Here is a 24,567-nt window from a genome sequence, read left to right on the forward strand (position 1 = left end):
AAAAACAGATTGACGTCAATCCAATTAAACTTTAGATTGATCAAACACGATACAAAATAAAAATAATATATAAATTAAAAGTATCAAATAAATATCTCAAACGATCAGCACAGGATGTTGCATGATGAATGATAAATCGCTAGACATAGACATGGTTGAAAGGACGATTCAACCGCCCAATCAAAGTTTTGAGCCTACACCGACAGAAACGGCCGTGCCGCTGTCTGAACAGATTGAACCACCACCGGAAAGCAGCACCTATCAATGGTATGTGGTGGTCATTTGTATGGTGGCTTACATTCTGTCATTTGTAGACCGTCAAATTTTATCCTTAATGATTGAACCGATTAAAGCCGATTTAATGCTAAGCGATACCCAGTTCAGCCTGTTACAGGGTCTAGCCTTCTCCTTGTTTTATGCCATTATGGGTCTGCCCATTGCCGCGCTGGCGGATCGAAAGTCCCGGATTAAAATTATTGCGACCGGGATTGCATTCTGGAGCCTCGCTACAGCGGCCTGTGGTCTCAGTAAAAACTTTATTCAAATGTTTATTGCACGTTTGAGTGTGGGTGCCGGTGAAGCTGCGCTTTCCCCTGCCTTTTATTCAATCGTTGCCGATTTATTTCCCAAAGATAAATTAGGCCGTGCACTCGGGGTATATGCGATTGGTGCCTTTATTGGTTCGGGTTTAGCTTTCCTGATTGGCGGCTATGTGATTGGCCTGCTAAAAGATGTCAGCTTCGTGGCTTTACCGCTCATTGGTGAAGTAAAAACCTGGCAACTTACCTTTATGATTGTGGGTCTACCAGGCGTATTGCTGGCCCTGCTGATGGTTTTGACGGTGCGTGAGCCTGCACGTAAGGGCATGAAAGTCGGTCAGGATGGTCAGGTCATTAAAGCCTCTTTCAAAAATTCGATCGGTTTTATCAAGACACATAAAAAGACCTTTTTCTGTCATTTTATCGGCTTTTCTTTTTACACCATGATGCTGTATTCGCTGCTGGGCTGGGCACCTGCCTATTACATGCGTAATTTCGGTCTGGATGCGAGTCAAACCGGTTATATCCTTGGGACGATTATTTTAGTGGCAAATACCTCTGGTGCCCTGTTCTGTGGCTGGCTGATCGACTTCTTTTCAAAGCGTGGCTATAGCGATGCTGCAATTCGTACCGGTGCCATTGGCTGTGCGGCGCTGATTATTCCGAGTGTGCTGTTTACTCAAGTCGATAATATGCAGCTTTCATTTGCGCTGATTTTTGTGGCGATGTTCTTCTCTACTTTCCCGATTCCTGCATCCGCTGCTGCTACGCAAATGCTGACACCAAACCAGTTACGAGCCCAGGTCTCTGCCAAGTTCCTACTGGTTTCAAACCTGATTGCCTTAGGCATCGGAACCACCGCAGTGGCGTTGATCACGGATAAATATTTTCAGAACATGATGATGGTTGGTAATTCTATTTCGATCGTCAATGCCATTGCCGGAGTGATTGGCTTCTTCTTGTTGTATAAGGGCTGTCAGTATTATCGTGAGAGTATGAAAGTCGAAAAACTGGCTGACTAAAATAGCTGGATATGAATCAGCCATCTTAAGCTTCACTGTGAAAGGCCTTTAATCCACATTAAAGGCCTTTTTTATATCCATTCCACAAGCTCAATTTTCAAGTTCTCAAATTTCAATTCTCCCTCCAACCTAGACAGGCTGGCTAAAAAAACGTATAACACCGTTTTAAATTTACAGGTGTGCACCGTTGAAACTTGTGCTTGCTCCCATGGAAGGCTTAACCGATCCGATTATGCGTGATGTGCTGACATCCGTAGGTAGCTTTGACTGGTGCGTGACCGAGTTTATCCGTGTCACCGACTCTATCCTGCCCGATCATGTTTATCACAGTTACTGCCCGGAACTGTTAAATGATGGCAAGACGGCGGCGGGTACGCCGGTACATGTGCAGTTTCTGGGAAATAATCCGGAAATGCTGGCAGCAAATGCAGCCAAAGTTGCCGCAATGGGCGCACCGGCGATTGACCTGAATTTTGGTTGTCCTGCGAAAACCGTGAACCGTCATCGCGGCGGTTCCGTTTTACTGGATGAACCCGAAGTGGTACATGAGTTAGTCAAAGCCGTGCGAGATGCAGTACCGGCGCATATTCCGGTGTCTGCGAAAATGCGTTTGGGTTATATGGATCGCAACTTTATGCTGGACAATGCCCATGCTATTGAAGATGCGGGAGCGTCTTGGGTCACCGTTCATGCGCGCACCAAAGCCGATGGCTATACCCCACCTGCTTTTTGGGACCAGTTACAACCGATCCGTGAAGCATTGAAAATTAATGTGATTGCCAATGGTGAAATCTGGAACAATACCGATGCCAAACAGTGTCGTCTGGAATCTGGCTGCGAAGACCTGATGATTGGCCGTGGTGCAGTGACCACACCCGACCTGACCCAATGTATCCGCCAAAATTCAGATGCACCTTTGATGAACTGGAATGAACTGCTGGAACTGCAAATTCGCTTTATCAATGGTTCCGCCAAAACTGAAATTGGCATGGTCGGTCGTTACAAGCAATGGCTGGGCATGATGTCGAAACATTATCCTGAAGCCAAAGCCTTATGGAATGAAGTAAAGCGGATTAAAGTTCTGGCCGAGATTACCGAAAAACTGAAAGCTTCAACTATGTAAATGCAAAAGCCTTTGAATGATTCAAAGGCTTTTTTTGATTCTATAAATCATTTTAAGGCTGCTTATGCTGTTTTAAGCTTTCTACATGTTCCCGATTGGTTTTCCAGGATTTTTCTAAAAGCTCTTTTTCTAAAGGCAGTTGTATCCGTTTTAATTTTGTTTCAGAAATCATCTGTTGATCAAAACTTTTCACATAATCGGTCCAGCCTGCACCGCGAAATACCTCATTCGGCATTGGTGTTTTAAATACCGCATCCGGCATAAATACAATCACGGAATGCAAAAGATCTGGCTCCACAATATCAGTCAGTAATTGTTCCAGAACTTTGATGTGTTTATAGTTTTGATGAATCGGATTTTGAAATGTATAACTGTTTTTATAAATTTTCTGAGTCCATTGTTTCTGACGCGCGCTTGCAAAAATCCAGCCCTTATAGTTTTTGGTTTCAATCACAAAGATGCCATAAGGACTTAATAGCAGATGATCGATTTGTGTGGTGGCACCTGCTCCATCTGGAAGGGTCAAATCATTCAGCAGAATGTATTCAGGGTCTTTTAAATACAGTTTGACATGGGCAGCAACCGCAAATTCTCCTAATTTCCCTTTTAAAAATGGCTTAAATAATTTAAAAACAATCACGCCAAAGAACAGCAGAAAAATCCACCATACACTGGACCAGAGCGAACTTAATATCTGTAATGTGGAATGTTCAATATTCTAATTTTCATTTATTTTAAGACTTCGATCTTAATGCGTTCGCTCAATATTTAACAGAATTTCTTTTTTATCCAAACCACCGGCGAAGCCCACCAGCTTACCACTGCTGCCAATCACCCGATGACAGGGTGCAATAATCGAAATCGGGTTTTTCCCGTTGGCTGCACCCACGGCACGCACTGCTTTAACATTACCCACCTGCTCGGCAATATCGCGATAGCTTCGGGTCTGGCCATAAGGAATATTCAGCAGAGCCTGCCAGACTTTTTTCTGAAAATCGGTTCCGGCAAAGTCCAAAGGCAAGTCAAAAACATTGCGCTGACCAGCAAAATACTCCTGAAGCTGGCGTCTGGTTTCAATCAATACCGGATGCTGCGGATCTTCCACCAAGGTCGCCAGTTTCACCCGATTCGGCTGTTCACAATCCCAAAGCACAGCTACCAGTGCGGTGTCATTCGCGACCAGTCGTAACTGACCGACTGGAGAATCCATATAGAGATAACTTAAGTTCATGCTTACACCCTGTCCCGGATCAGCGGAGTTTATTTTCTATTTTAACTCAGTTCACCGAGACAGGCTGAAACAAATTATGAAGAAGATACTTTCATCAGCACCAGACCGGAAATAATCAATACTGCAGCTAGCATACGCATGGCCGATGTCGGCTCACCCAGAACTAAAATCCCGATCAGAAATGAACCCACAGCCCCGATTCCGGTCCAGATCACGTAAGCTGTGCCTAATGGCAAAGTACGCATGGCATAGGCCAGTAAGGCAAAGCTGAGAATCATAAAGAAAATGGTGATGATACTTGGCGTTAATCGGGTAAATCCTTCGGACAATTTCATGGAATATGCCCAAACGATTTCAAAAACACCTGCGAATATAAGTGCAATCCAGGCCATGCAGCCCTCCTCTTTTATCTAAGAATCAGGCCGTCCTGACGATTTTTCCTGTGCATTTCAGCATGAAATAGACAAGGGAGGTCGTTCCTCCTACCTATAAAAAATTTTATAAAACCAGATTACGCACACCTGATTATTTTTACAAAACATGACTCTTAGAGATGCAACTTAACCTGATCTTACTCAAATCTTCAAGACATTTGTCGCTGCTGTTATTATGGTAGATATTCAAAATGATCATTCAGAAATACCCCCTATGATCAGGCAAATTCAGCAACAATAATTTCACAAAAATAAGTGCAGCATATCAAGTTATACACATCCATTAAATTTAAATAACGAGCAAAGAGATTACACAATGAAATACAATTTTAAGACCTATTGATCACTTTTTATTTAACATGATTATGAACCTGTGATGAATAAACGCCCCCTAAACAAGAGGGGTTGTAAGGTATAAAAAGAACCAGATTTGAGCTCTTTTTATACAAATTTCGTCTAAGGAATAATCAATCTGGCTACAAATGATTACATTTTACACAACATATCCATATGGTTACCCACATGGATATCTACACACTTATCCATAAAGTTATCCACATATTTATGTGCATACTACTTTTTAGCGATTAGAGTTGAACCTGACCGACTTTGGCTAATTCTGCACGCATTTCATCAATTACAGCTTTATAATCCGGCTTGCCAAAAATAGCAGATCCAGCGACAAACATATCCGCCCCCGCTTCGGCAATTGCACGAATATTGCTTGGGGTAACACCGCCATCGACTTCCAGCTGAATATCACGCCCTGAAGCATCGATCAGTTTACGGGCCTGATGCAGTTTATCCAAAGTCATCGGAATGAATTTCTGTCCACCAAAACCCGGGTTTACACTCATCAACAGAATTTGATCTACTTTATCTAATACATAATCCAGATAATGCAGCGGTGTGGCCGGGTTAAAGACTAAACCGGCTTTTGCACCACCCGATTTGATCAACTGTAAAGAACGGTCAATATGGTCAGATGCTTCCGGGTGGAAGGTAATGATATCGGCACCTGCTTCAAGGAAATCCCCGATCATACGATCTACCGGTTTCACCATCAAATGCACATCAATCGGGGCTTTGATCCCATAGTTTTTCAATGCCTTACAAACGCCTGCACCAAAAGTCAGATTCGGTACATAATGATTATCCATCACATCAAAATGAACAACATCTGCCCCTGCTGCCAAGACGTTCTCGACTTCTTCACCTAATCGGGCGAAATCGGCAGATAAAATTGAAGGTGCAATTAAATATGGCTTGGACATGGGAGAACCTGGCTAGCTAAAATTGGATTTTTCTCATTATAACAAATCCAGTCCGGCTACTGTGACCTTGATGTTGCAAGAATAAAACGCTGTGTAACGCTTTAAGGCTTATGAATGCCTTTCAATTTGGTTTAAAGTCCTGACAAGGATAAAAAGTTTAGAGGAGTAAGAATGCAAAGTACCGCCCAGATCCAGACTCAACAGGCGCAGCGCCTTGCCAAACGCCTGGCCAATCACTGGAAGCATAAGTTTACCATCGAAGAAACAGACCAGCAGTTCCTGATTCATTTTCCGAGTGCAGAGCTGATGTTAATTCCTCAGACTGAGCACTTGCTGGTGACCATCCAAAGTAGCGATGAATCTACCGATTTCGATAAACTGGAAAATGTGGTTCTGGATCATCTCATTCGCATGGGACAGGAAGATTTAACAGCAGACTGGCAAAGATAAGCGATAAAAAGCCCTGATGATCTTATATCTAGTAGGGCTTTTTTATATGAATAATGTTAAATTTAAGGCTGAAGCTGTACCGCATGAAACTGTAGATGGTCATCCATAAAACTTTGAATAAAGTAATAGCCATGATCATAACCCTGATGTTCACGCAAGGTCAGCGGCTGGTTCACGGCATCACAGGCCTGCTGGAACAGCGCCGGATTCAGCTGGCTATAGAACTGGTCTGAAAAACCCTGATCAATCAGGATGTCAGCGAATAAAGCCCCTTTCTCTTTAACCAGTGCAGTCGCATCATGCTTGAGCCATTCTTCACGGTTTTCACCCAGATAATTCGAGAAAGCTTTGTCTCCCCAAGGACATTGGCTTGGTGCACAGATCGGTGCAAAAGCCGAAACTGAACTAAATTTTTCTGGATATTTAAAAGCCAGAGTCAATGCACCATGTCCGCCCATACTGTGACCGAATATGCCGATCTTGCCCGGCTGAATCACAAACTCTTCTGTGACCAGTGCATAGAGTTCATCGACGATGAAGCTTTCCATCTGATAATGTTCAGCCCACGGCGCTTCGGTGGCATTGATATAAAAACCTGCTCCCTGACCGATATCCCAGTGATCGCCTTCTGCCACAGCTTCACCGCGTGGCGATGTATCCGGTGTGATTAAAATCAGGCCCAATTGTGCTGCCAGACGCTGCGCATGTGCCTTAATCGCAAAGGTTTCCTCGGTACAGGTCAAGCCTGCCAGATAAAACAATGCCGGACAGCTATGACCTTCTAGGGCTTGAGGCGGCAGATAAATGCCAAATTTGGTCGATGTTTTCAGTGCTTTCGAATCAAAGCGATAAATCCGCTGTTCACCTTCAAAGCTCCTATTGTTCTGTACGAGTTCCATGGCATATTCCTTATGATTGCAGCATATCTGCTGATGACATTGATCTAAGGTGATTGTGTCATTGTACTGGTTTGCGGAAATAAACGTTGTTCCAGCTGTGGCAACATCAATTGCATATTCTTGCCAATCACCCATTGCGGTTCTGAAGGCTCGAAGCCTTGCGCTGATTCCCATTTTGCTACGGTATCTCTGGCCTGTTCGAACGCGGCTTGCAGACTGCTATTTTCACGCATCGCTTCATCAAAGAATGCACGGCCAAAATAGGTATAATCCGCTTCATTGGAGCAGCCAAAAGACTGACGGTCAGCTGCCGAAGCCGTAACCACCAGGGTATTGTCATTCTGCAGGGCCGAAGCAAAGCTGCCGGAAAAACAGGCCGAGATCACAATCACACGCCAGCGAATGCCTGCTGCATCCAGTGTTTCACGTAACCATTTTGGATCGACCTGGGCCAAATCCAGCGGCGCATTTTCCATTTCAAACACATTTGGCAGACCATGAGAGGTCATATATAAAAATAACACATCACTTTCACGGTTCATCTGCTGGCCCATACGGCGCAATGCCAGTTCTATACTGGTTTTGGAGGCAATCGGCAGGGTGGTACGTGTCGCCGGATGATTGACCAAAGCAATAGAACGGCCATAAGTGCCAAAACGGGTATCAAACTGCTCTTTAATCCGCTCGATTTCAGAATGAAATACATCCTGATAACTTGCGCCAGCCACGCCCATAAAATACCAGTGCGATTGGGCAAATTCACCGTATTCGATATTTTCCAGGGCTTTATTCAGCAAAATTGGCTGCGCATAAAATGCATCTTCGGCAAAGCTCGGTGGAATTTCTTCGACTTTCCAGATCGGTTGATCTTTGACTGAAATTTGCCAGACCACCAGCGTAAACAAGGTCGCCAGCATAATCAGCGCACGTTCCCACCACGGCCATTTTAATTCACGTGAAATTACCCAGACCACAGCCAGACTTTGCCAGACAAATAACATGACAAACAGGGTCGGAATATAGTCATAGAGGATATAAGGCAGATAGTCCAGATCGCCCAGATATTGAATCAGGCACTGGAACAGCATGATATGAGTATCTAAAACCAGCCATAACAATGCCGGCACCAGCATCAAACGCAGGTTATTGATCCGTTGCGACAGAAAGATACCCACAATCAGCGCAATAAAAGGCCAAAGTGCATAACTAATCAGACCTTGAGAGTTAAAATCTCCTATACGGCCTGAACTGAGCCAGCTAAATAGGCTGTTGGCACAACCACCCAGAATCCCCCAGAACACCAATTGCATGATCGATGGACGAACCAGTTGCAATGAACGCCGAGATCCCAGAAATAACCACATCCCGGCAATTTGGTTGCTCTTAAAATCGTGCCAAAAATTAATGGAGGGTTTAAAGTCGATCATAGAATTTCAAGGAGATCAGTGGCTCGCTAAGGTGCTGAATAAGTTTATGCTTGATAACGGTTTTATCAATGCCAATTGTTAAATATACAACAAATCCTTGCTTAATATTGAAACAATTATCTTATTCAGCCACAAGTTCATGCTGAAAATATGCATCAAAACGGCAGGCATCACCCTGCCATTGATGATGAGGTTCTTTTTCTGCCAAAAACACCGCCAGACGTGGACGTTTGACCACCACACGTTTGGCAATTTTTTGCGCCAATTCCAACAGGTTATCTCCCAGATCCATTTCGCCATCTTCAGGCAAAAGCATGTGCAAGAGCTGCATCTGTTTTTTGACTTGCGCCTGTTTCTTAACCGCCTGCTGGTTCTGATCCCGCTGCGGGAACATCGGATCCAGATAGACCACATCTACAGTTCGATGCTGCTCGGCTTGCTGCTTCAGATAATCGGCTGAATCAGAAAAGACCAGTTGAATCCGTGATACGACTTGACTCAGAAATACATCAGATTGTGCACGGGTATGGGTATCTTCAAGTAAAGTAAATAATATGGGATGTCGTTCGACCAGCGTGACTTGGGCACCTAAATGCGCCATCAATAAACTGTCATGTCCCAGACCCGCGGTGGCATCGATCAAGCTCGGTTTCTCGGCTAAATGACAGGCACGTGCAATCATTTCAGATTTTAAAGATGCACGTTTTAAACGTCCGGTCTCGGCTTGCCAGTCCGGTTGCATTTTCATGCCATGGGCACAAAGCCAAAGTCCATTCTCATCCACACATAAGGCCAGTTCAGGATTCAGACGAAAGAAACGTGCATTGAGTTTTTCAACCGTTTCAATTTCGACCTGCACCCCACGAGAAGAAAGCACAGCCCCGAAGTGCTGTGCTTTCTGTTGATCGTCAGATTCGGCATATAAGCGAATCGCGCTTACCATAATTTCCAACCTGTATAGGCAAATAATAAAATCAGCAGACCCGAAGCAATACGATACCAGGCAAAGATCATAAAGTCGCGTTTAGCGACATAAGCCACCAGCGCGCGGATGAGTAACAGTGCCGAAATAAAAGAAACCAGAAGCCCGACCCCGATCACGGCCCAGTCTTCAGTAGTATTTAGCACATCATAACTTTGATAAAGATCCAGCAGGCCGGCACCAATAATGACCGGAATACCCAGAAAGAATGAAAATTCAGTCGCGGCCTTACGTGATACACCTAAAAACATCGCACCGATAATGGTCGCACCTGAACGAGAGGTTCCCGGAATCAAGGACAAGACCTGAATCAGACCAATCCAGATGGCATCTTTAATACTGAGATCTTCAACTTCATGTGCACGAACTTGAGGCGGATGTTTTTCAATCCAGATAATGATCAGGCCACCCACAATCAAACCAATGGCAATGGCAATATCATTAAACAGAAACTGTTTGACCGTTTGCCCCAAGGTCAGTCCAATCAATATAATTGGAATCGAGGCCAAAATCAGGCCGATCCCTAAGCGACGACCCTGTGGCTCACCGCTGACAATTCCGGTTGCTGCTCCCCAAAGACGGGCCCAATATTCATAAATTACCGCTGCAATGGCACCCATTTGAATGGCAATGACGAATACATCACTCTTTTCCTTGGTCCAGAAATTCATTAATTCTGATGCCAAAATTAAATGGCCAGTACTGGAAATCGGCAAAAATTCGGTAATACCTTCGATAATACCCATGATTGCCGCTTTGAGTAGCAGTAAAAGATCCATGCTTTATCCTAATTAATTATGCTTTGCCTTGTTCAGGAATTTTTTTCCACGCGTTATCACGTAAATACACCGGCAGCGCCAATTCTGCACTGACCCAGTTTTCTGTGTGTGCTGCTGCACGTGCGATGCTGGCAATATCCTGTGCGGTCGCATGCACATTTTTATACATTGAAGCTTCAGTTTGTACCAGCTCAGCACCAGAGCCCACCGGCGTAAACCGAACAGCTTGACTGCCTTCGGCATAACTTAATAATTGTTCTTCATCGACCGGCTGCATGATCCCCTCTGCATCCAGTTGATAGCTCGCGATATAAACTTCGCTCATGCGTGCATCTAACACGGCAGAAACTTCAGTCAGACCATGTACACGGTAAGCTGCCTGCGCCAAGGCCTGTAAAGTCGACACCGGAATCACCGGCACATCATTTGACCAGGCCAGCGCCTGCGTGACTGCGGCATTAATCCGCACGCCGCTAAAAGAACCCGGACCACGACTAAAAGCAATCGCGGTTAAATCACCAATCGCCAGCCCAAGATCTTGCAGACCTTGTTCAATCATTGGGAGAATCGTTTGCGTTTGTGCCTTGGCGCGCGCATCAAGCTGAAAAAATAGTTCTTGAGTATCATCGATCACAGAGACGGAACACTGCTCATTGGCAGTCTCCAATGCCAGCACTTTCATGCACAACCTTAATTCAGAGAATATAAAAAACGCGGATATAATACTCCACTCATATCCGCTACGCGAGATTTTCCCGAAACAGATACAAAAATGCCTAGAAAATTCTAGGCTTATCATGATTTTCTAGAACATCGTATTAAAGCTGAACTTGTTCCAGATCCTGAAATTTCTGAAAATGCCCGGCATAGTGCAGGGCACTCATTTTCAGCTTTTGAATACTGTCTTGATCCAGCGTTTTTACCACTTTGCCCGGTGAACCCATCACCACCGAATTATCCGGAATGATCTTGCCTTCAGGAATCAGGGCATTGGCACCAATAATACAATTCTTGCCAATCACCGCATGATTCAGAATCACCGCCTGAATCCCGATCAGGCTGTTATCACCAATGGTACAGCCATGTAACATGGCCTGATGTCCGATGGTGACATAATTTCCAATTTGCATCTCAATACCGGCATCGGTATGCAGCACGGCATTTTCCTGCACATTGCTGAAATCACCCAGTTTGATTTTACTGTTATCTGCCCGTACCACGGCACCAAACCAGATGCTGACCTGCTGCCCGAGTTCGACTTGTCCAATTACTGTTGCCGTTGGTGCGACCCAGCCATCCCATGGCTGCTGTGTAGCAGTCGGTGTGTGTCCCTGAAATTTATACAACATTGATAAAATCCTGTTCAATGGTTAAAAAAATTTGGAGCGTTTAAAACTTGGTGAATTGAGCAGGAATGGCCAGTCTTTTTTATAATCCAATCCATACTGGAACAAAGAAATCAGCATACGTGCCGTCAATCCCCAGACCACTTCATTTTCTACCCGCATACTTGGAAAATATAAAGATTGCTGGGCAAAGCGGACTTCATAAGGTGTGGGCGTGGCTTCAAGCAAATGTTGCAATGAGGCAAAGAAAATCCGGTCGATTTCCGTTGGTTGCGGAATCAGCTGCACTTGCGGCGGAATCAGCCCCACAATCGGCTTAACCAGCATGCCATTACGGGCTTTCTGCATGGGCAAGTCCCCCATCAGCTGCACATCAAAGGGATTTAATGCCGTTTCCTCATAGGCTTCTCTTAAAGCCACGACAATATTGCTGGTATCTTGTGGATCGCGCTTGCCACCCGGAAACGAAACCTCTCCGGCATGATTATTCAAATAGGCCGAACGGCGGGTCAGCAATACTTTGGGATCAGCTTCATCGGTGATCGCAATCAACACGGCAGCATGCGCAGATCGAATACGCCTGGAAAAGCGTAATCGTTGCTGCAACTTTTGTGTCAACTCACGCGCATCCATTCTTTCAGCCCTAGCCATGATCATAATTTCATCATAGCTGATTTTTGATTCAGCGGGATAGAAATGATGCCAAATTTTGATTTTTCAGTTATCCTGAGCTTACTTTTATCATTGATGATGAATATGAACTTCTGTGTGAATTGTGGACATAAAACGACCGAAAAAATTCCTTTGGGCGACCAACAAATCCGCAGCGTGTGTAATTCATGTGGCTCTATTCATTATATTAATCCAAAAGTCATTTGTGGCGCGCTGGTACTCTGGGACAATAAAGTCCTGCTGTGCCGCCGCGCCATTGAACCGCGTTACGGTTTATGGACTTTACCTGCCGGCTATATGGAACTGTTTGAAACCATGGAGCAAGGTGCTGCACGGGAAACCCGTGAAGAAGCTGAAGCCGAAGTGGAGATTGAGCAGTTGTACTGTATGTATAACATTCCGCGTATTGGCCAGATTTATGTGCTGTTCAAAGCCAATCTGATTGATGGAAAATTTGGTGCTGGTGAGGAAACCATCGAAGCACGTTTATTCGATGAAGCAGATATTCCGTGGACCGAGCTGGCTTTCCCAAGTGTAGAACATACACTAAGACATTATTTTGCAGACCGTAAAAATAATATTTTCCCGATGCATTTAGAAACCTTAGGTTCGCGTCTGGATCATACCGGTTAAATCCAATAGATTGAGCGCGCATAAAAAAATCCCATACGCAGATGGGATTTTTTTATTTATGGGACATTACGCTTTAGCTTTGACGCGATAACAATCTGCAAGTTTAAACTCAACAGACCCACCGCTTCGTTTGGCCAGACCAATATCGTCAGGCGTTTCATCCTCATTATTATTGTTATAAATTTTCTGGAAACTGGCATAGGTATTGGCCCATTGCACGCCGTCTCCGACCGAATTCAGGAAGGTGACCCGCCCATTCTGACCGGCAGCAGTATCCAGTACATTGGACAAATTCAGCAAAGCACCGCCAATCACAATCGAATCATTTGAATTTGGTGAAGACTGGATGCATGAGTCGACCCCAACCAATGCACCATTCAAATCCCCTAATTTTACATTGGCCAAAATCAGACGCATCGAAACCGATTTATCACGAACAAATGCACGGCCTAAAGTTCCAAGCCGGTATTGCTGTACGCCATTCAATAATAAATTGTTATCAAGCACATCGCCCTCACAGCCTGTTATTGGGTCGGTCGCAAGATTATTCTCAGATTGCATATTGGTTCGCACATCACCATTACTATCAATCACAATCCCCAAAGTGACTGGACTGACCGTTGTGTCACTAAACTTAAACTCCAGATTGGCATACATCGGGAAGATATACTTCTCCCCACTAGCTACATTCTGCTCTGTTTTAAATACCGCGCGATCCAGATAGCGGATTGAGAAAATTTTATATAAATCAATACTTCCATTAGGCTTTGTTGCACAAACCTATCTGTAAAGGCTTTTTTAGCGATATAATTTTCAAATGAAGAAGCCTACACAGAAAATCTACCGCACAACCAATTGGTCCTCGTATAACCAAGCTTTAATCAAGCGAGGAAATATTTCAATCTGGTTTGATCCTAAGACCCAATGGTATGCACAACCACAAGGCAAGCACGGACGAAATCAAACTTATTCCGATACAGCGATTCAATGCTGTTTAATGATCAAATCTCTATTCCGTCTTTCTTTACGTATGGTCACTGGCTTTGCTCAAAGCCTGATTAAACTCTGTGGCTGAGCAGCCCCGAATATCAGTGATATTCGTACTCCACCCTCTGTAGACGACAAAAGCATATTGATATTGCGATAAGCTATCAGAAAAGTCGTGATGGGTTACACCTACTCATGGACTCTACAGGCATGAAGTTTCTAGGTGAGGGCGAATGGAAACGCAAGAAACATGGATCTGAATATCGTCGCCAATGGCGTAAACTTCATATTGGTATAGATGCCAAAACCCTACAAATACGAGCAGTTCAGCTTACAACCAATAATGTCAGTGATTCACAGGTGCTTGGTGATTTACTTGATCAGATTCCACAAGATGAGCGGATTGACTCTGTTTATACCGATGGAGCTTATGACACCAAGCAATGCCGTCAGGTCATTGCAGATCGGCAAGCGCATGCGGTGATTCCACCTAGAAAAAATGCGAAACCATGGAGAGATACAAAGAGCAGCTCGCTAGAACGAAATGAATTACTTCGAACAGTTAAACGTTTAGGCAGGACACTATGGAAAAAATGGTCAGGCTATCATCGGCGAAGTTTGGTTGAAACTAAGATGCATTGCATCAAATTATTAGGAGATAAACTCAGTGCAAGGAGTTTTGATAGCCAAGTGAATGAGATCCATGTACGTGTAGCAGTCCTTAACAGATTTACGGAATTAGGTCGACCACTTACCCAAGTTACGCCTTAAATTTGGCTCAATTAGGGGCGCTTTGCATTTCAAATCTTTGTGCAACAAAGCCCTTCGAATCTGCAATTTTAATACTTTCAATGAAGATCTCACCAGATTCACGTGTAGTTACTGGAGTTGTACCTGAAAGTCCCACAGTTACACCTTTAGTTGAATTATCCAGAATACCTAGATTTTTAATTTCTAGGCCAGCAACCATTTTAGTATTCAGTTTGATCATCGCACCTTGAGGTGCGGCACCTAATTGGATATTTGCATCCATCACACCTGTTTTAACTTCTAAACCACTGAGGATATCATTTATAACCGCACCTCCACCTCGACGAATTGTATCTACATTATCACCTACACCTTTTACGCCAGATGCAGTTACACCAATTCGACCGATCTTGATATCAAGACCTGATACTTGTGCTGCAATATTAATGAAAGGATTAGCCCCCCTGCACCAGCATCTGAATCAATCACCAAGTCAGCAAGATTACGAGATTGAAGTAAGTAAGCACCACCATCATCATAGTTAGCACCAATTACTACACCATGAGTTGCAGTAGTCGGATTAGCAAGAGCAGCGGCATCAGGAGCTACATCAGTCGTACCGCGAATAACGATTGCACCTGCCGTACCTGTCCCACCTTTATCAACAGCTAAACCGTCATTATCATGAATAAATAACTTTTCAATAGCGATTTTTGAAATACCGATCCCGATAGTAATACCGCTTTGACCCGTTGTTTCGCTTAGAGATGCTTCATCCATAGCTTGCATCGCCATCGCATTGGCACTAAATGCAACTGAAGTCGCCAGAACTAATTTTGTGAATTTTTTCATTGTTTACTCTCCCAAGAGTAGTATTTTTTTTGGTTGTGAATCACTCAATGTTCACGCTGTATTTTTTATTTTCTGACAACGCAAAACATCTTTCCTTGAGTAATTTGCTTGCAGAACTAAGTTATCTCCGAGCAATCATTTGATCAACTGTTGTTGGTCGCAATCCAATGCTTACCGATAAACGGTATTTGATGATTTAAAAATATTTTCCTGTCTTCTTGATATAAAATAGCGAGTCATATTGAACTCTGCTTAACTGAATGACCGAAGCTCTCTATCATCGCCCCTTAAAATTTAAATCACCTCTGGTTGCAGATGTATTATCCGCATTAAAGACATTGGGGCATCTGGTGTATTTAAATAATAATGGTCAGCCTTTTATTGCCTGCTGTGCTCAAGAATATTTTATTGTGCAGCAATCACATATTCAGTCGTTTCAAAGAGTGGAAATTGAACAATATCAACCCAGATCATCTGAGTTTAGTTTGGAAATTGATGCATTAAGAAATCCTCACAAGAATGGATTTCATGGAGGTTATGTCGGTTTTATTGGCTATGATTATGCGGCTCAGCAATATATTCAGTATCCGGACCGCTCTCAACCTGGTTTATTTATCGGTCAATTTTCTTCCTATATTAAACTAAGCTCTGAGGGATGGATGTTCTATAGTGATGATCCACAAGCAGAGCAGATCTTCGATTATATTCAGAACTTACTTAATCAAAATAAAATTCGTCCGACGTTTCAGTTAATAAGCCCTTGTACTTCACGCTGGACCAAAACGGTCTACAGCAAGGCATTTCAGAAAATTCAGGATTATATTATTGCAGGTGACTGCTATCAGATTAATCTGACACAAGAATTTAATGGTCGCGCACAAGGTTCCCTCTTAGCAACCGCCCAAGCCTTCTGGACATTAACCGAAGCGCCTTATGCGGGTTATTTGCGTATTGGTGATTTTGAATTATTAAGCTGCTCACCCGAGTTGTTCATTGATTTTGAAACGAAGCGAAAAATTATTACCAAACCGATTAAAGGCACAATGCCCCGTTTTACTGATCCAGTGCTCGATGAACAATCCAGACAGACCCTAAAAGCCTCAGAAAAAGATCAGGCAGAAAATGTCATGATTGTGGATTTATTACGTAATGATTTAAGTGTTTATGCCGAAACAGGCTCGGTCAAAACACCGAAATTATTTAGTATTGAAAGCTTCAATCAAGTTCATCATATGGTCAGTGAAGTTGAAGCGACTTTAAAAGCAGATATCAATCCTTTTGAAGTACTCATGTCTGCTCTTCCAGGTGGCTCGATTACAGGCGCACCCAAAATTCGGGCCATGCAGATTATTGAAGAACTTGAGGGTGCACCACGTGGTGCTTACTGTGGTTCTATGGGCTATTTCAATTTCGATGGCACTGGCTCCTGGAATATTCTGATTCGCTCGATTCAAAAGTATCAGGAAGATATTTCTTTATGGGCCGGTGGTGGTATTACCATTTCTTCAGATTGTGATGCGGAATATCAAGAATGCTTTGATAAGGTTTCAGCGATGCTTGATCTGTTAAATACCTGGTATCAGCCTGAATAAATAAAAAGTGAATTTTAAGATTCGCTTTTTACTACAAATCTCCCCCTTGCGCAGCAATGCTTCTCACCTTTAATAAAGGTGAGAATGCCTCCCTTTAAAACGGGAGGCTAGAAAGGATTTTAATTACACAAAATCTCATTTTTTAGCGTATCTACTAAACGCTGATTTTGCTCATCTGTACCAATCGTAATACGCAAGAATTGATTAATACGAGGTTTGTTGAAATAACGCACGATAATACCACGCTCACGTAACTCACTCGCGAGCTCACCTGCATCTTTAGATACGAATGTGGCAAAAATAAAGTTTGCACTCGAAGGTAATACCTTAAAACCAAGTTCATTCAGCTGAGCTACCAACTTTTCACGACTGGCAATGACTTTATGATTTTGTGCTTCAAAGTATTCCTGATCTTCAAAAGAAGCCACCGCTGCCGCAATGGCAAAACGATCCATCGGATAAGAGTTGAAACTATTTTTGACTGCTTCAAGTGCTGCAATTAAATGTGGCTGAGCAATGGCAAAACCCACACGTAATCCTGCAAGAGAACGCGACTTCGATGTAGTTTGACATACCACTAAGTTTTCGTATTTCTCAACCAGCTTGACTGCCGATTCAGCGCCAAAGTCGACATAGGCTTCATCAATCACCACCACTGAATCTGGATTGGCTTGCAGAATTTCTTCAATCGCACCCAAGCCAAGATTAATACTGGTTGGCGCATTCGGATTGGTGATAATGATACCGCCATTGGCCTGTTTATAATCATCTACCACAATTTCAAAGTCATCATTGAGTGGTAAAATTTTGGTTTTTACCCCAAAGAACTGACTATATACCGGATAGAAACTATAGGTGATGTCTGGATAAAGCAATGGCTGTTCTTGAACAAAGAATGCTTTGAAAATGTGCGCTAAAACTTCATCCGAACCATTCCCGACAAAAACCGTCTCTACAGGCACATGTTGCTGTTTCGCAATCGCCTGTTTAAGTTCAGATGCGTCTGGATCTGGATAAAGGCGCAAAACGTCAGCTGAATTGGCCAATACCTGCTGCACTGCCGCAACCACTTTAGGCGATGGCGGATACGGATTTTCATTGGTATTCAGTTTTAAAATATTCTGGATTTTTGGCTGTTCACCCGGCGTATACGGTTCTAATTCACGTACGTCAGGACTCCAAAAACGCATTTGTTCTGTGGTGATATTCATTTTTAAATTCTCAAAGTTCCCTCTCCTAACCTCTCTTACATTCACTTTAAAACAATGCTTAAAGCTCATTCAGAGAGAGGAATATTCATTCTTTATAATATTTCCCCTCTCCTTAGTAGGAGAGAGTTAGGGAGAGGTTTTATATTTTTAATTACTGGTAACGATAACGCGCCGATCTCGCATGCGCATCCAGATTTTCCTGCTGTGCCAAAATATCTGCTGTTTTCGCCAAGGTTTTAACACCCTCTTGTGAACACATGATCAGGCTTGATCGCTTCTGGAAATCATAAACCCCCAGCGGTGATGAAAAACGTGCTGTACCTGAAGTTGGCAAGACATGGTTTGGCCCGGCACAATAATCACCAATCGCTTCAGGGGTGTAACGACCCATGAAAATCGCGCCTGCATGGCGAATATCTTCTGCCATCTCTTGTGCTTCATCTAAACATAGCATGAGATGTTCTGGCGCCACTTGGTTAATCAGCTCAGCACCTTCAGCACGGTCTTTTACCAATACCAAAGCACCGCGGTTCTCAATTGAAGTACGTGCAATATCTGCTTTCGGTAATGCTTCTAAGTGTTTTTCAATCCACTTTTCAACAGCATCTAAAAGTGCTTCATCAGGTGTAATGAAAACGGCTTGTGCCACAGTGTCATGTTCAGCCTGTGACAATAAGTCCATCGCCAACCATTCAGCGTTATTCTCGCCTTCGGCATAGACCAGAATCTCAGAAGGGCCTGCAATCATATCGATACCGACCTGACCAAACACCGCACGTTTTGCTGCAGCCACAAACCGGTTACCTGGACCAGTAATTTTATCGACAGGTGGTACGGTTTCTGTACCATATGCGAGTGCTGCAACGGCTTGTGCACCACCAATCGTAAAGACACGTGTTACGCCAGCCAAATATGCAGCAGCCAATACCAATGGATTGAGTTCACCATTCGGGGCAGGCACCACCATAATAATTTCAGGGACACCCGCCACATGTGCAGGCACTGCATTCATCAGTACTGAGGATGGATAAGATGCCAGACCACCCGGCACATAAATCCCGACACGATCCAGTGGAGTCACTTTCTGACCGAGCGTATTCCCCAAAGCATCGACATAAGTCCAGCCATCTTGTTTTTGGGCCTGGTGAAACTCACGCACACGCGCTGCAGCTAATTCCAGTGCTTCACGAACTTCAGTCGTTAAACCTTCAAAGGCAGCTTTGAGCTGCTCTTGTGTCAGTTCTAGCTCTGAAAATTGATGCGCCGGATGTCGATCGAACTGTTGAGTGAGTTTAAGAACATGTGCATCACCATGCTGACGAACATCAGCAATAATTTGATCTACAGTTTTTAAAAGTTCAGGATCATTCACAGTCTCAAAAGCCAACAAGTCAGCAAATGCTTGCTTGAAGTTTTGATCTTGGGTCGATAAACGTCGCATCAATTTACCCATCAGGTTTGAATTCGAAGGCTTTAGTTTACCTGTTTTCTAGGCTTTTGTCGGCAGACATAGTGCTCTAGCTCTATGAGTTTTATTGAAAATAGCTTTGGGTAAAATTGATGAAAGGATTTAAATAGAATCTGATATATAGAGAAATAAGAAACCGCCCGGATTGGGCGGTTTCTTAAGCAATCAATTTTAAGCCTGTTTTGCCTTTTCGCGTTCTTCGACTGCTTTTTCAAGCTGAGCCAGAATCGGATTTAACAAGGCTTGCTTACGTTTGAAGCTGGCTTTATTGACGATTAAACGTGAAGAGACTTTACAGATTTCTTCAAGTGGCTCTAAACCATTGGCACGTAAGGTATTACCAGTATCGACCACATCGACAATGTAATCGCCCAGACCGACCAATGGTGCAAGTTCCATTGAACCATACAACTTGATCACATCGACTTGCTCACCCAAGCTGGCATAGTATTGCCGGGTTAAATTCACGTACTTGGTCGCAATTTTCAAACGACCTTTAGGACGCTGCATCCCGACTTTACCAGCTGTCATCAATTTACAAACCGCAATTTTCAGGTCTAATGGTTCATAGACATTTTGCGCACCATGTTCCATCAATACATCTTTACCCGCTACACCAATATCGGCTGCACCATTTTCTACATAAGTCGGCACATCAGAAGCACGTAAAATTAAAATACGAACCTGTTTATGCGTAGTGGGGAAAATCAGTTTACGTGATTTATCCGGATCTTCCAGTAAATTAATCCCTGCTGTTTCAAGCAGTGGCAATGTTTCTTTTAAGATACGACCCTTACTTAATGCCAAAGTTAAACCATGATCAAAATTGCCCATTACGTCAAAGTTTGGATCATCGTTTCTCATATCGCTCATTAATTTACTCGCTTAATTTGGGCACCTAAATTTTGTAACTTTGCTTCTACATTTTCATAACCGCGGTCAATGTGATAAATACGGTCAATCAGTGTTTCACCTTCAGCGGCAAGTGCTGCCAGTACCAAAGAGAAAGAAGCACGTAAATCTGTTGCCATTACGGGTGCGGCAGAAAGTTTTTCTACCCCAGTTACGACAGCATCATTACCTTCGACCTGAATGTTTGCCCCCATACGGGCCAACTCAGGAACATGCATAAAACGGTTTTCAAAAATCGTTTCTGAAATTGTCGCAAAGCCTGCAGCAATGGCATTTACAGCCATGATCTGGGCTTGCATATCAGTTGGAAATTCTGGATGTGGCAAGGTCTGGAAGCTTACGGCTTTCGGACGTTTACCCAGCATATCTAACTCAATCCAGTCGTCGCCACGAGTGACTTCTGCGCCCATTTCTTCAAATTTATCCAGCACAGCTTCCATGAGGGATGGATCTGTGTGTGTGGTTTTGATACGACCACCTGTGATTGCAGCCGCCGCCAGATATGAACCCGTTTCAATCCGGTCAGCCACCACTGCATATTCACAGCCATGCAGACTTTCAACACCAGTCACGATTAACGTATCGGTATCCAAACCTTCAATTTTGGCCCCCATCTTGATCAGCATTTGCGCAAGATCAGTGATTTCAGGCTCACGTGCTGCATTGCGAATTGTGGTCACACCATCGGCCAAGACTGCAGCCATCAGAATATTTTCTGTACCACCGACAGTCACCATATCGAAAACGACTTCGCCACCTTTAAGACGGCCATCGACTTTGGCATGCACATAGCCTGCTTCAACTTCAATCTCTGCACCCAAAGCTTCCAACGCTTTTAAATGCTGATCAACAGGACGTGAACCAATTGCACAACCACCCGGCAAAGACACTTTTGCACTGCCATAGCGCGCCAATAAAGGGCCAAGCACTAAAATAGAAGCACGCATGGTTTTCACGAGCTCATATGGTGCAAACTGGTTATGTAATGTCGAGGTATCCGCAGTAACGGTATCACCTTCATAAGTCATGGTGATCCCAAGACCGGCAATTAGCTTCACCAATGTATTCACATCTTTCAGATCAGGAACATTTTTGAGCGTAATTGGCGTATCGGCAAGAATCATTGCTGCTAATAATGGAAGCGCGGCATTCTTAGCACCAGAAATACGCACTTCACCTTCGAGCTTGATACCGCCCTGAATTAAAAATTTATCCATTAATTTATTAAGCTCCAAATAAGCTTGCTTTGCGCCATTCTTCTTTTGTCATTGCTCGAATTGTCACTGCGTGAACTGCACCACTGGCAATATGGGCATTGAGAGGAGCATAAACAGCTTGTTGACGTGCAACTGGACGCTTACCTTCAAATTGATCATCCACAATACGGAGATCAAATTTTCCGCCCTGACCACTCACAGCAACATCCGCCTCGGGAAAAGCGGCTTCTAAAATTTCAGCGAGCTGTTCATTATTCATCACAAGACCTCTTATAGGACTAAGGGTGTAAAACGAGCCATTTTACTATAAATAGCAAAAATAATTCATGGATCCATACATTATATATATAAAAAAAAGAGGCTTTTAAAACCTCTTTTTCATCATTTGTCCTTTACAAAGCCAAAGCATGCTGCTGTAAATGTATTTCCCGATATCGATCGATCTGGCGTTTTAATTTTTCTGTCAGAAGTTTAATGGAAGTATACATATCATCTGCTGTGGCATGGGCAAAAAACTCGATGCCCGGCAATCGGATAATCGCTTCTGCGATATGATTACTACTGCCTTTTCTGGAGCGTTTATCAATTTGATGATCTTTAGAGAGTTTCACTTGCATACTATTCACCTGATCAAGATGCTTGGTCATTTGTGAAAATTTGGTTTTTATACGTTCTTCAATTGCTGGCGTAATAGATAAATGATGTCCACGAATTATTATTTGCATAGTTCTATCCCTCACCTTCGTTAGGATTAGAAGAGTCACAATATAAAATAATTTAAATACAGCAACTTATAACTCAAAAATCGTATTTTAAGCACTGATTCAAATCATTTTCACTGTTCCTCAAAAGAAAAAAGATTCATTATGCTGTCATAATGAATCTTTAGAATAGCCAGATTTTAAATTTTAGATCAAGACCTTTCGCTCAGAAGATGAAGGAATATGTAACGATTCACGATATTTCGCCACCGTCCGTCTTGCCACATCAATCCCTTCATTTTTCAATATATTGGCGATTGCATTATCAGACAAAGGCTTACGGGCATTTTCTTCAGAAACCAGTTTTTTGATCTTGGCACGAATGGCAGTAGATGAAGCCTCTCCACCTGAAGTCGTGCCCACATGACTCGAGAAGAAATATTTTAATTCAAATAAACCACGCGGTGTCAGCATATATTTATTGGTGGTCACACGCGATACGGTCGATTCATGCAATTCTACTTCTTCGGCAATATCTCTTAAAACCAAAGGTTTCATCCCTTCAGCGCCAATTTCCAAGAACATTTTCTGATGTTCGACAATACAGGTTGCCACTTTTAATAATGTTTTATGCCGCTCATCAACGCTTTTAATGAAATTTTTTGCTTCTAGCATCTGGTTACGTAAATATTGATTATCGTCACTTTGATCTGCACGACGAATCATTTTGGCATAGAAAGGATTGACGCGTAATTTTGGCAATACATCCGGATTTAAATTGACATGCCAAGCGTTATTCTTTTTCATGACCACAACATCTGGCACCTGATAATCCGATTCTTTATTTTCAAATTCCAAGCCCGGGTGAGGTTTCAGAGTTTTTAATAAATCTACCGCACAGCGTAACTGCTCTGGATTTAGCCCAGTTTGTTTAATCAGTTTAGGAAGTTCATTACTAATCAGTAATTCATAATGTTGTAGAAGCTTGATTGCATCATTTCGGTAAGGCGTTGAGGCAGGTAAATGATCAAGCTGAACCAACAGACATTCTGCCAAACTTCTAGACCCTACACCCACCGGATCTAAACGCTGAATATGCTTTAATACGACCGCAACTTCATCATCTTCAATTTCCTCCTCACTCCCCATCGAAGATAGAAGATGTTGTACCGATGCAGTAATTTCAGTCAGCTCAGCATCTAAAAAGCCTTTGTCATCCAGGGAATCGACAATGCAATAAGCGATCAATTTATCAAGCTGTGAAAAATTTAACAGGTTAATTTGCTCAAGCATATATTCCTGTAAGCTCTGATGCCCTTGACGATTGTCTTCGCGCTCTTCGAATTCAGCCGCACCTAAGCTGGTAGGTTGATGAGTATAGACATCATCCCAATCGGTATCTACAGGTAGGTCATCGGGAAGGTGATCCGCATTGAGCTCATTAGTTAGGTCTTTGTGTTCATTATTTGATTCAAGTGTCGATAAGCGTTCAAGAGTAATCTGTTCTTCAACTTTTTCTAATAGAGGGTTACTATCAAGTTGCAGTTGAACTTCTTGTTCCAGTTCCAGACTCGATAATTGTAATAGCCGAATTGCTTGCTGCAATTGTGGAGTTAATGACAGCGAGTTCGCAATTTTTAAGCCCACTGATAGTCTCATTATTACCCCCTTAATTAAAAATCTTGTTCTATAAGCAATTTTTATGCCGTTTTAATTTTTATAACACAGTTTTACCAAAAAACATACGAATTGGCTTTCAAATTCTTATATTTCCCAAATTAATAATTCTCAAATATTTGATTTACAAGAACAAAAAACACCCATTAACGATTTCGCTAAGGGGTGTTTTGAGTAAATTCAGAATATTATTTTTACTTTTTAATTTTGCTATAAATCCCGCACATAAAAAAACACCCCCTGCTGATGCAGGGGGTGTTTTGAATAATGAGCTGGCGATGACTTACTCTCACATGGGTAACCCCACACTACCATCAGCGCAAAGAGGTTTCACTTCTGAGTTCGGGAAGGGATCAGGTGGTTCACTCTTGCTATTGTCGCCAGCACAA

23 protein-coding genes, 1 rRNA gene and 3 pseudogenes are annotated in these 24,567 nt (G+C 43.1%); 6 read left to right on the forward strand and 21 right to left on the reverse strand.

Annotated elements, in window-relative coordinates:
• Positions 1 to 121 precede the first annotated feature (121 nt).
• Positions 122 to 1,561 (forward strand): MFS transporter, encoded by a 1,440-nt coding sequence (locus tag FTV30_RS04160; RefSeq protein ID WP_180001080.1) that lies wholly within the window; start codon positions 122 to 124, stop codon positions 1,559 to 1,561.
• Positions 1,562 to 1,748: 187 nt separating this feature from the next.
• Positions 1,749 to 2,684, forward strand: coding sequence for a tRNA-dihydrouridine synthase (locus FTV30_RS04165; protein ID WP_180001081.1), 936 nt, complete (start codon positions 1,749 to 1,751; stop codon positions 2,682 to 2,684).
• A gap of 52 nt (positions 2,685 to 2,736) precedes the next feature.
• Here FTV30_RS04165 and FTV30_RS04170 read toward each other — a convergent pair whose 3' ends face one another.
• The 4 genes from FTV30_RS04170 to rpe all read right to left on the reverse strand — a co-directional run bounded on the left by FTV30_RS04170 (position 2,737) and on the right by rpe (position 5,623).
• Positions 2,737 to 3,399, reverse strand: a complete 663-nt coding sequence (locus FTV30_RS04170; protein WP_180001092.1) for a nuclease-related domain-containing protein — start codon at positions 3,397 to 3,399, stop codon at positions 2,737 to 2,739.
• Between the two features lie 33 nt (positions 3,400 to 3,432).
• The gene (locus tag FTV30_RS04175; protein ID WP_005095887.1) at positions 3,433 to 3,915 is read right to left on the reverse strand and encodes a methylated-DNA--[protein]-cysteine S-methyltransferase; all 483 of its coding nucleotides are present in this window, start codon (positions 3,913 to 3,915) and stop codon (positions 3,433 to 3,435) included.
• A gap of 74 nt (positions 3,916 to 3,989) precedes the next feature.
• Positions 3,990 to 4,307: a quaternary ammonium compound efflux SMR transporter SugE gene (gene sugE, locus FTV30_RS04180; RefSeq protein ID WP_005095886.1), complete on the reverse strand. Its 318-nt coding sequence runs from the start codon at positions 4,305 to 4,307 to the stop codon at positions 3,990 to 3,992.
• A 629-nt stretch (positions 4,308 to 4,936) separates the two neighbouring features.
• A complete protein-coding gene (gene rpe / locus FTV30_RS04185) occupies positions 4,937 to 5,623 on the reverse strand; it encodes a ribulose-phosphate 3-epimerase (protein ID WP_180001082.1) in 687 nt (228 codons plus the stop codon).
• Positions 5,624 to 5,794: 171 nt separating this feature from the next.
• Between rpe and FTV30_RS04190 the strand changes: the two genes are divergently transcribed.
• A complete protein-coding gene (locus tag FTV30_RS04190; protein WP_005095882.1) occupies positions 5,795 to 6,073 on the forward strand; it encodes a DUF2218 domain-containing protein in 279 nt (92 codons plus the stop codon).
• A gap of 62 nt (positions 6,074 to 6,135) precedes the next feature.
• Here FTV30_RS04190 and fghA read toward each other — a convergent pair whose 3' ends face one another.
• From fghA to FTV30_RS04225, 7 genes are all read right to left on the reverse strand, one after another.
• On the reverse strand, positions 6,136 to 6,972 hold the full coding sequence (gene fghA / locus FTV30_RS04195; protein ID WP_100355870.1) for an S-formylglutathione hydrolase: 837 nt from the start codon (positions 6,970 to 6,972) through the stop codon (positions 6,136 to 6,138).
• 44 nt (positions 6,973 to 7,016) lie between these two features.
• Positions 7,017 to 8,399, reverse strand: a complete 1,383-nt coding sequence (locus tag FTV30_RS04200) for a C13 family peptidase (protein WP_180001083.1) — start codon at positions 8,397 to 8,399, stop codon at positions 7,017 to 7,019.
• Positions 8,400 to 8,520: 121 nt separating this feature from the next.
• Complete coding sequence (locus tag FTV30_RS04205) at positions 8,521 to 9,342, reverse strand: class I SAM-dependent methyltransferase (RefSeq protein ID WP_074384092.1); 822 nt, start codon at positions 9,340 to 9,342, stop codon at positions 8,521 to 8,523.
• On the reverse strand, positions 9,336 to 10,160 hold the full coding sequence (locus FTV30_RS04210; protein WP_005095875.1) for an undecaprenyl-diphosphate phosphatase: 825 nt from the start codon (positions 10,158 to 10,160) through the stop codon (positions 9,336 to 9,338). The genes FTV30_RS04205 and FTV30_RS04210 overlap by 7 nt, the downstream gene beginning before the upstream one ends.
• 16 nt (positions 10,161 to 10,176) lie before the next feature.
• A complete protein-coding gene (tsaB, locus tag FTV30_RS04215) occupies positions 10,177 to 10,842 on the reverse strand; it encodes a tRNA (adenosine(37)-N6)-threonylcarbamoyltransferase complex dimerization subunit type 1 TsaB (protein WP_074384091.1) in 666 nt (221 codons plus the stop codon).
• Positions 10,843 to 10,978: 136 nt separating this feature from the next.
• The gene (locus FTV30_RS04220; RefSeq protein ID WP_373683702.1) at positions 10,979 to 11,506 is read right to left on the reverse strand and encodes a gamma carbonic anhydrase family protein; all 528 of its coding nucleotides are present in this window, start codon (positions 11,504 to 11,506) and stop codon (positions 10,979 to 10,981) included.
• A gap of 24 nt (positions 11,507 to 11,530) precedes the next feature.
• Positions 11,531 to 12,139 (reverse strand): CoA pyrophosphatase, encoded by a 609-nt coding sequence (locus FTV30_RS04225; protein WP_005095870.1) that lies wholly within the window; start codon positions 12,137 to 12,139, stop codon positions 11,531 to 11,533.
• A 123-nt stretch (positions 12,140 to 12,262) separates the two neighbouring features.
• On the opposite strand from FTV30_RS04225, the gene FTV30_RS04230 reads away from it, so the two are divergent.
• Entirely contained in the window at positions 12,263 to 12,811 is a 549-nt protein-coding gene (locus tag FTV30_RS04230; protein WP_167381261.1) for an NUDIX hydrolase, read from the forward strand.
• A gap of 66 nt (positions 12,812 to 12,877) precedes the next feature.
• Here FTV30_RS04230 and FTV30_RS04235 read toward each other — a convergent pair.
• Positions 12,878 to 13,570: pseudogene (locus tag FTV30_RS04235) on the reverse strand (hypothetical protein); the annotation flags it as partial.
• A 58-nt stretch (positions 13,571 to 13,628) separates the two neighbouring features.
• Here FTV30_RS04235 and FTV30_RS04240 point away from each other — a divergent pair.
• Positions 13,629 to 14,569: pseudogene (locus FTV30_RS04240) on the forward strand (IS5 family transposase).
• A 55-nt stretch (positions 14,570 to 14,624) separates the two neighbouring features.
• Here the strand turns inward: FTV30_RS04240 and FTV30_RS04245 are convergent.
• Positions 14,625 to 15,400, reverse strand: a pseudogene (locus FTV30_RS04245) (DUF6160 family protein); the annotation flags it as partial.
• A 260-nt stretch (positions 15,401 to 15,660) separates the two neighbouring features.
• Between FTV30_RS04245 and FTV30_RS04250 the strand changes: the two are divergent.
• Positions 15,661 to 16,992: an anthranilate synthase component I family protein gene (locus FTV30_RS04250; protein WP_005095856.1), complete on the forward strand. Its 1,332-nt coding sequence runs from the start codon at positions 15,661 to 15,663 to the stop codon at positions 16,990 to 16,992.
• A gap of 119 nt (positions 16,993 to 17,111) precedes the next feature.
• Here FTV30_RS04250 and hisC read toward each other — a convergent pair whose 3' ends face one another.
• The 8 genes from hisC to rrf all read right to left on the reverse strand — a co-directional run bounded on the left by hisC (position 17,112) and on the right by rrf (position 24,563).
• A complete protein-coding gene (gene hisC / locus FTV30_RS04255; protein WP_180001085.1) occupies positions 17,112 to 18,203 on the reverse strand; it encodes a histidinol-phosphate transaminase in 1,092 nt (363 codons plus the stop codon).
• A 151-nt stretch (positions 18,204 to 18,354) separates the two neighbouring features.
• Positions 18,355 to 19,656, reverse strand: a complete 1,302-nt coding sequence (hisD, locus tag FTV30_RS04260) for a histidinol dehydrogenase (protein WP_081273097.1) — start codon at positions 19,654 to 19,656, stop codon at positions 18,355 to 18,357.
• Between the two features lie 186 nt (positions 19,657 to 19,842).
• Positions 19,843 to 20,544 (reverse strand): ATP phosphoribosyltransferase, encoded by a 702-nt coding sequence (gene hisG / locus FTV30_RS04265; protein WP_004646025.1) that lies wholly within the window; start codon positions 20,542 to 20,544, stop codon positions 19,843 to 19,845.
• Complete coding sequence (murA, locus tag FTV30_RS04270) at positions 20,544 to 21,800, reverse strand: UDP-N-acetylglucosamine 1-carboxyvinyltransferase (RefSeq protein ID WP_180001086.1); 1,257 nt, start codon at positions 21,798 to 21,800, stop codon at positions 20,544 to 20,546. The genes hisG and murA overlap by 1 nt, the downstream gene beginning before the upstream one ends.
• 7 nt (positions 21,801 to 21,807) lie before the next feature.
• Positions 21,808 to 22,059, reverse strand: a complete 252-nt coding sequence (gene ibaG / locus FTV30_RS04275) for a BolA family iron metabolism protein IbaG (RefSeq protein ID WP_004730742.1) — start codon at positions 22,057 to 22,059, stop codon at positions 21,808 to 21,810.
• 133 nt (positions 22,060 to 22,192) lie between these two features.
• A complete protein-coding gene (hpf, locus tag FTV30_RS04280; RefSeq protein ID WP_180001087.1) occupies positions 22,193 to 22,525 on the reverse strand; it encodes a ribosome hibernation-promoting factor, HPF/YfiA family in 333 nt (110 codons plus the stop codon).
• Positions 22,526 to 22,708: 183 nt separating this feature from the next.
• Positions 22,709 to 24,160, reverse strand: a complete 1,452-nt coding sequence (locus tag FTV30_RS04285; RefSeq protein WP_180001088.1) for an RNA polymerase factor sigma-54 — start codon at positions 24,158 to 24,160, stop codon at positions 22,709 to 22,711.
• A 288-nt stretch (positions 24,161 to 24,448) separates the two neighbouring features.
• Positions 24,449 to 24,563, reverse strand: a 5S ribosomal RNA gene (gene rrf, locus FTV30_RS04290).
• Positions 24,564 to 24,567: the final 4 nt, after the last annotated feature.

Origin of the sequence: Acinetobacter sp. YH12255, assembly GCF_013417355.1 — a bacterium.
Classification (GTDB): Bacteria; Pseudomonadota; Gammaproteobacteria; order Pseudomonadales; family Moraxellaceae; genus Acinetobacter; species Acinetobacter pseudolwoffii.

What these genes read in the sequence shown, in the direction of transcription:
- tsaB (WP_074384091.1), bottom strand. Translation starts at nt 10,842, where the DNA reads ATGAAAGTGCTGGCATTGGAGACTGCCAATGAGCAGTGTTCCGTCTCT.
- hisD (WP_081273097.1), bottom strand. Translation starts at nt 19,656, where the DNA reads ATGGGTAAATTGATGCGACGTTTATCGACCCAAGATCAAAACTTCAAG.
- sugE (WP_005095886.1), bottom strand. Translation starts at nt 4,307, where the DNA reads ATGGCCTGGATTGCACTTATATTCGCAGGTGTTTTTGAAATCGTTTGG.
- FTV30_RS04210 (WP_005095875.1), bottom strand. Translation starts at nt 10,160, where the DNA reads ATGGATCTTTTACTGCTACTCAAAGCGGCAATCATGGGTATTATCGAA.
- FTV30_RS04230 (WP_167381261.1), top strand. Translation starts at nt 12,263, where the DNA reads ATGAACTTCTGTGTGAATTGTGGACATAAAACGACCGAAAAAATTCCT.
- rpe (WP_180001082.1), bottom strand. Translation starts at nt 5,623, where the DNA reads ATGTCCAAGCCATATTTAATTGCACCTTCAATTTTATCTGCCGATTTC.
- murA (WP_180001086.1), bottom strand. Translation starts at nt 21,800, where the DNA reads ATGGATAAATTTTTAATTCAGGGCGGTATCAAGCTCGAAGGTGAAGTG.
- FTV30_RS04285 (WP_180001088.1), bottom strand. Translation starts at nt 24,160, where the DNA reads ATGAGACTATCAGTGGGCTTAAAAATTGCGAACTCGCTGTCATTAACT.
- hpf (WP_180001087.1), bottom strand. Translation starts at nt 22,525, where the DNA reads ATGCAAATAATAATTCGTGGACATCATTTATCTATTACGCCAGCAATT.
- FTV30_RS04160 (WP_180001080.1), top strand. Translation starts at nt 122, where the DNA reads ATGATGAATGATAAATCGCTAGACATAGACATGGTTGAAAGGACGATT.
- hisC (WP_180001085.1), bottom strand. Translation starts at nt 18,203, where the DNA reads ATGAATATCACCACAGAACAAATGCGTTTTTGGAGTCCTGACGTACGT.
- hisG (WP_004646025.1), bottom strand. Translation starts at nt 20,544, where the DNA reads ATGAGCGATATGAGAAACGATGATCCAAACTTTGACGTAATGGGCAAT.
- FTV30_RS04205 (WP_074384092.1), bottom strand. Translation starts at nt 9,342, where the DNA reads ATGGTAAGCGCGATTCGCTTATATGCCGAATCTGACGATCAACAGAAA.
- FTV30_RS04200 (WP_180001083.1), bottom strand. Translation starts at nt 8,399, where the DNA reads ATGATCGACTTTAAACCCTCCATTAATTTTTGGCACGATTTTAAGAGC.
- ibaG (WP_004730742.1), bottom strand. Translation starts at nt 22,059, where the DNA reads ATGAATAATGAACAGCTCGCTGAAATTTTAGAAGCCGCTTTTCCCGAG.
- FTV30_RS04250 (WP_005095856.1), top strand. Translation starts at nt 15,661, where the DNA reads ATGACCGAAGCTCTCTATCATCGCCCCTTAAAATTTAAATCACCTCTG.
- FTV30_RS04190 (WP_005095882.1), top strand. Translation starts at nt 5,795, where the DNA reads ATGCAAAGTACCGCCCAGATCCAGACTCAACAGGCGCAGCGCCTTGCC.
- FTV30_RS04175 (WP_005095887.1), bottom strand. Translation starts at nt 3,915, where the DNA reads ATGAACTTAAGTTATCTCTATATGGATTCTCCAGTCGGTCAGTTACGA.
- FTV30_RS04225 (WP_005095870.1), bottom strand. Translation starts at nt 12,139, where the DNA reads ATGGATGCGCGTGAGTTGACACAAAAGTTGCAGCAACGATTACGCTTT.
- fghA (WP_100355870.1), bottom strand. Translation starts at nt 6,972, where the DNA reads ATGGAACTCGTACAGAACAATAGGAGCTTTGAAGGTGAACAGCGGATT.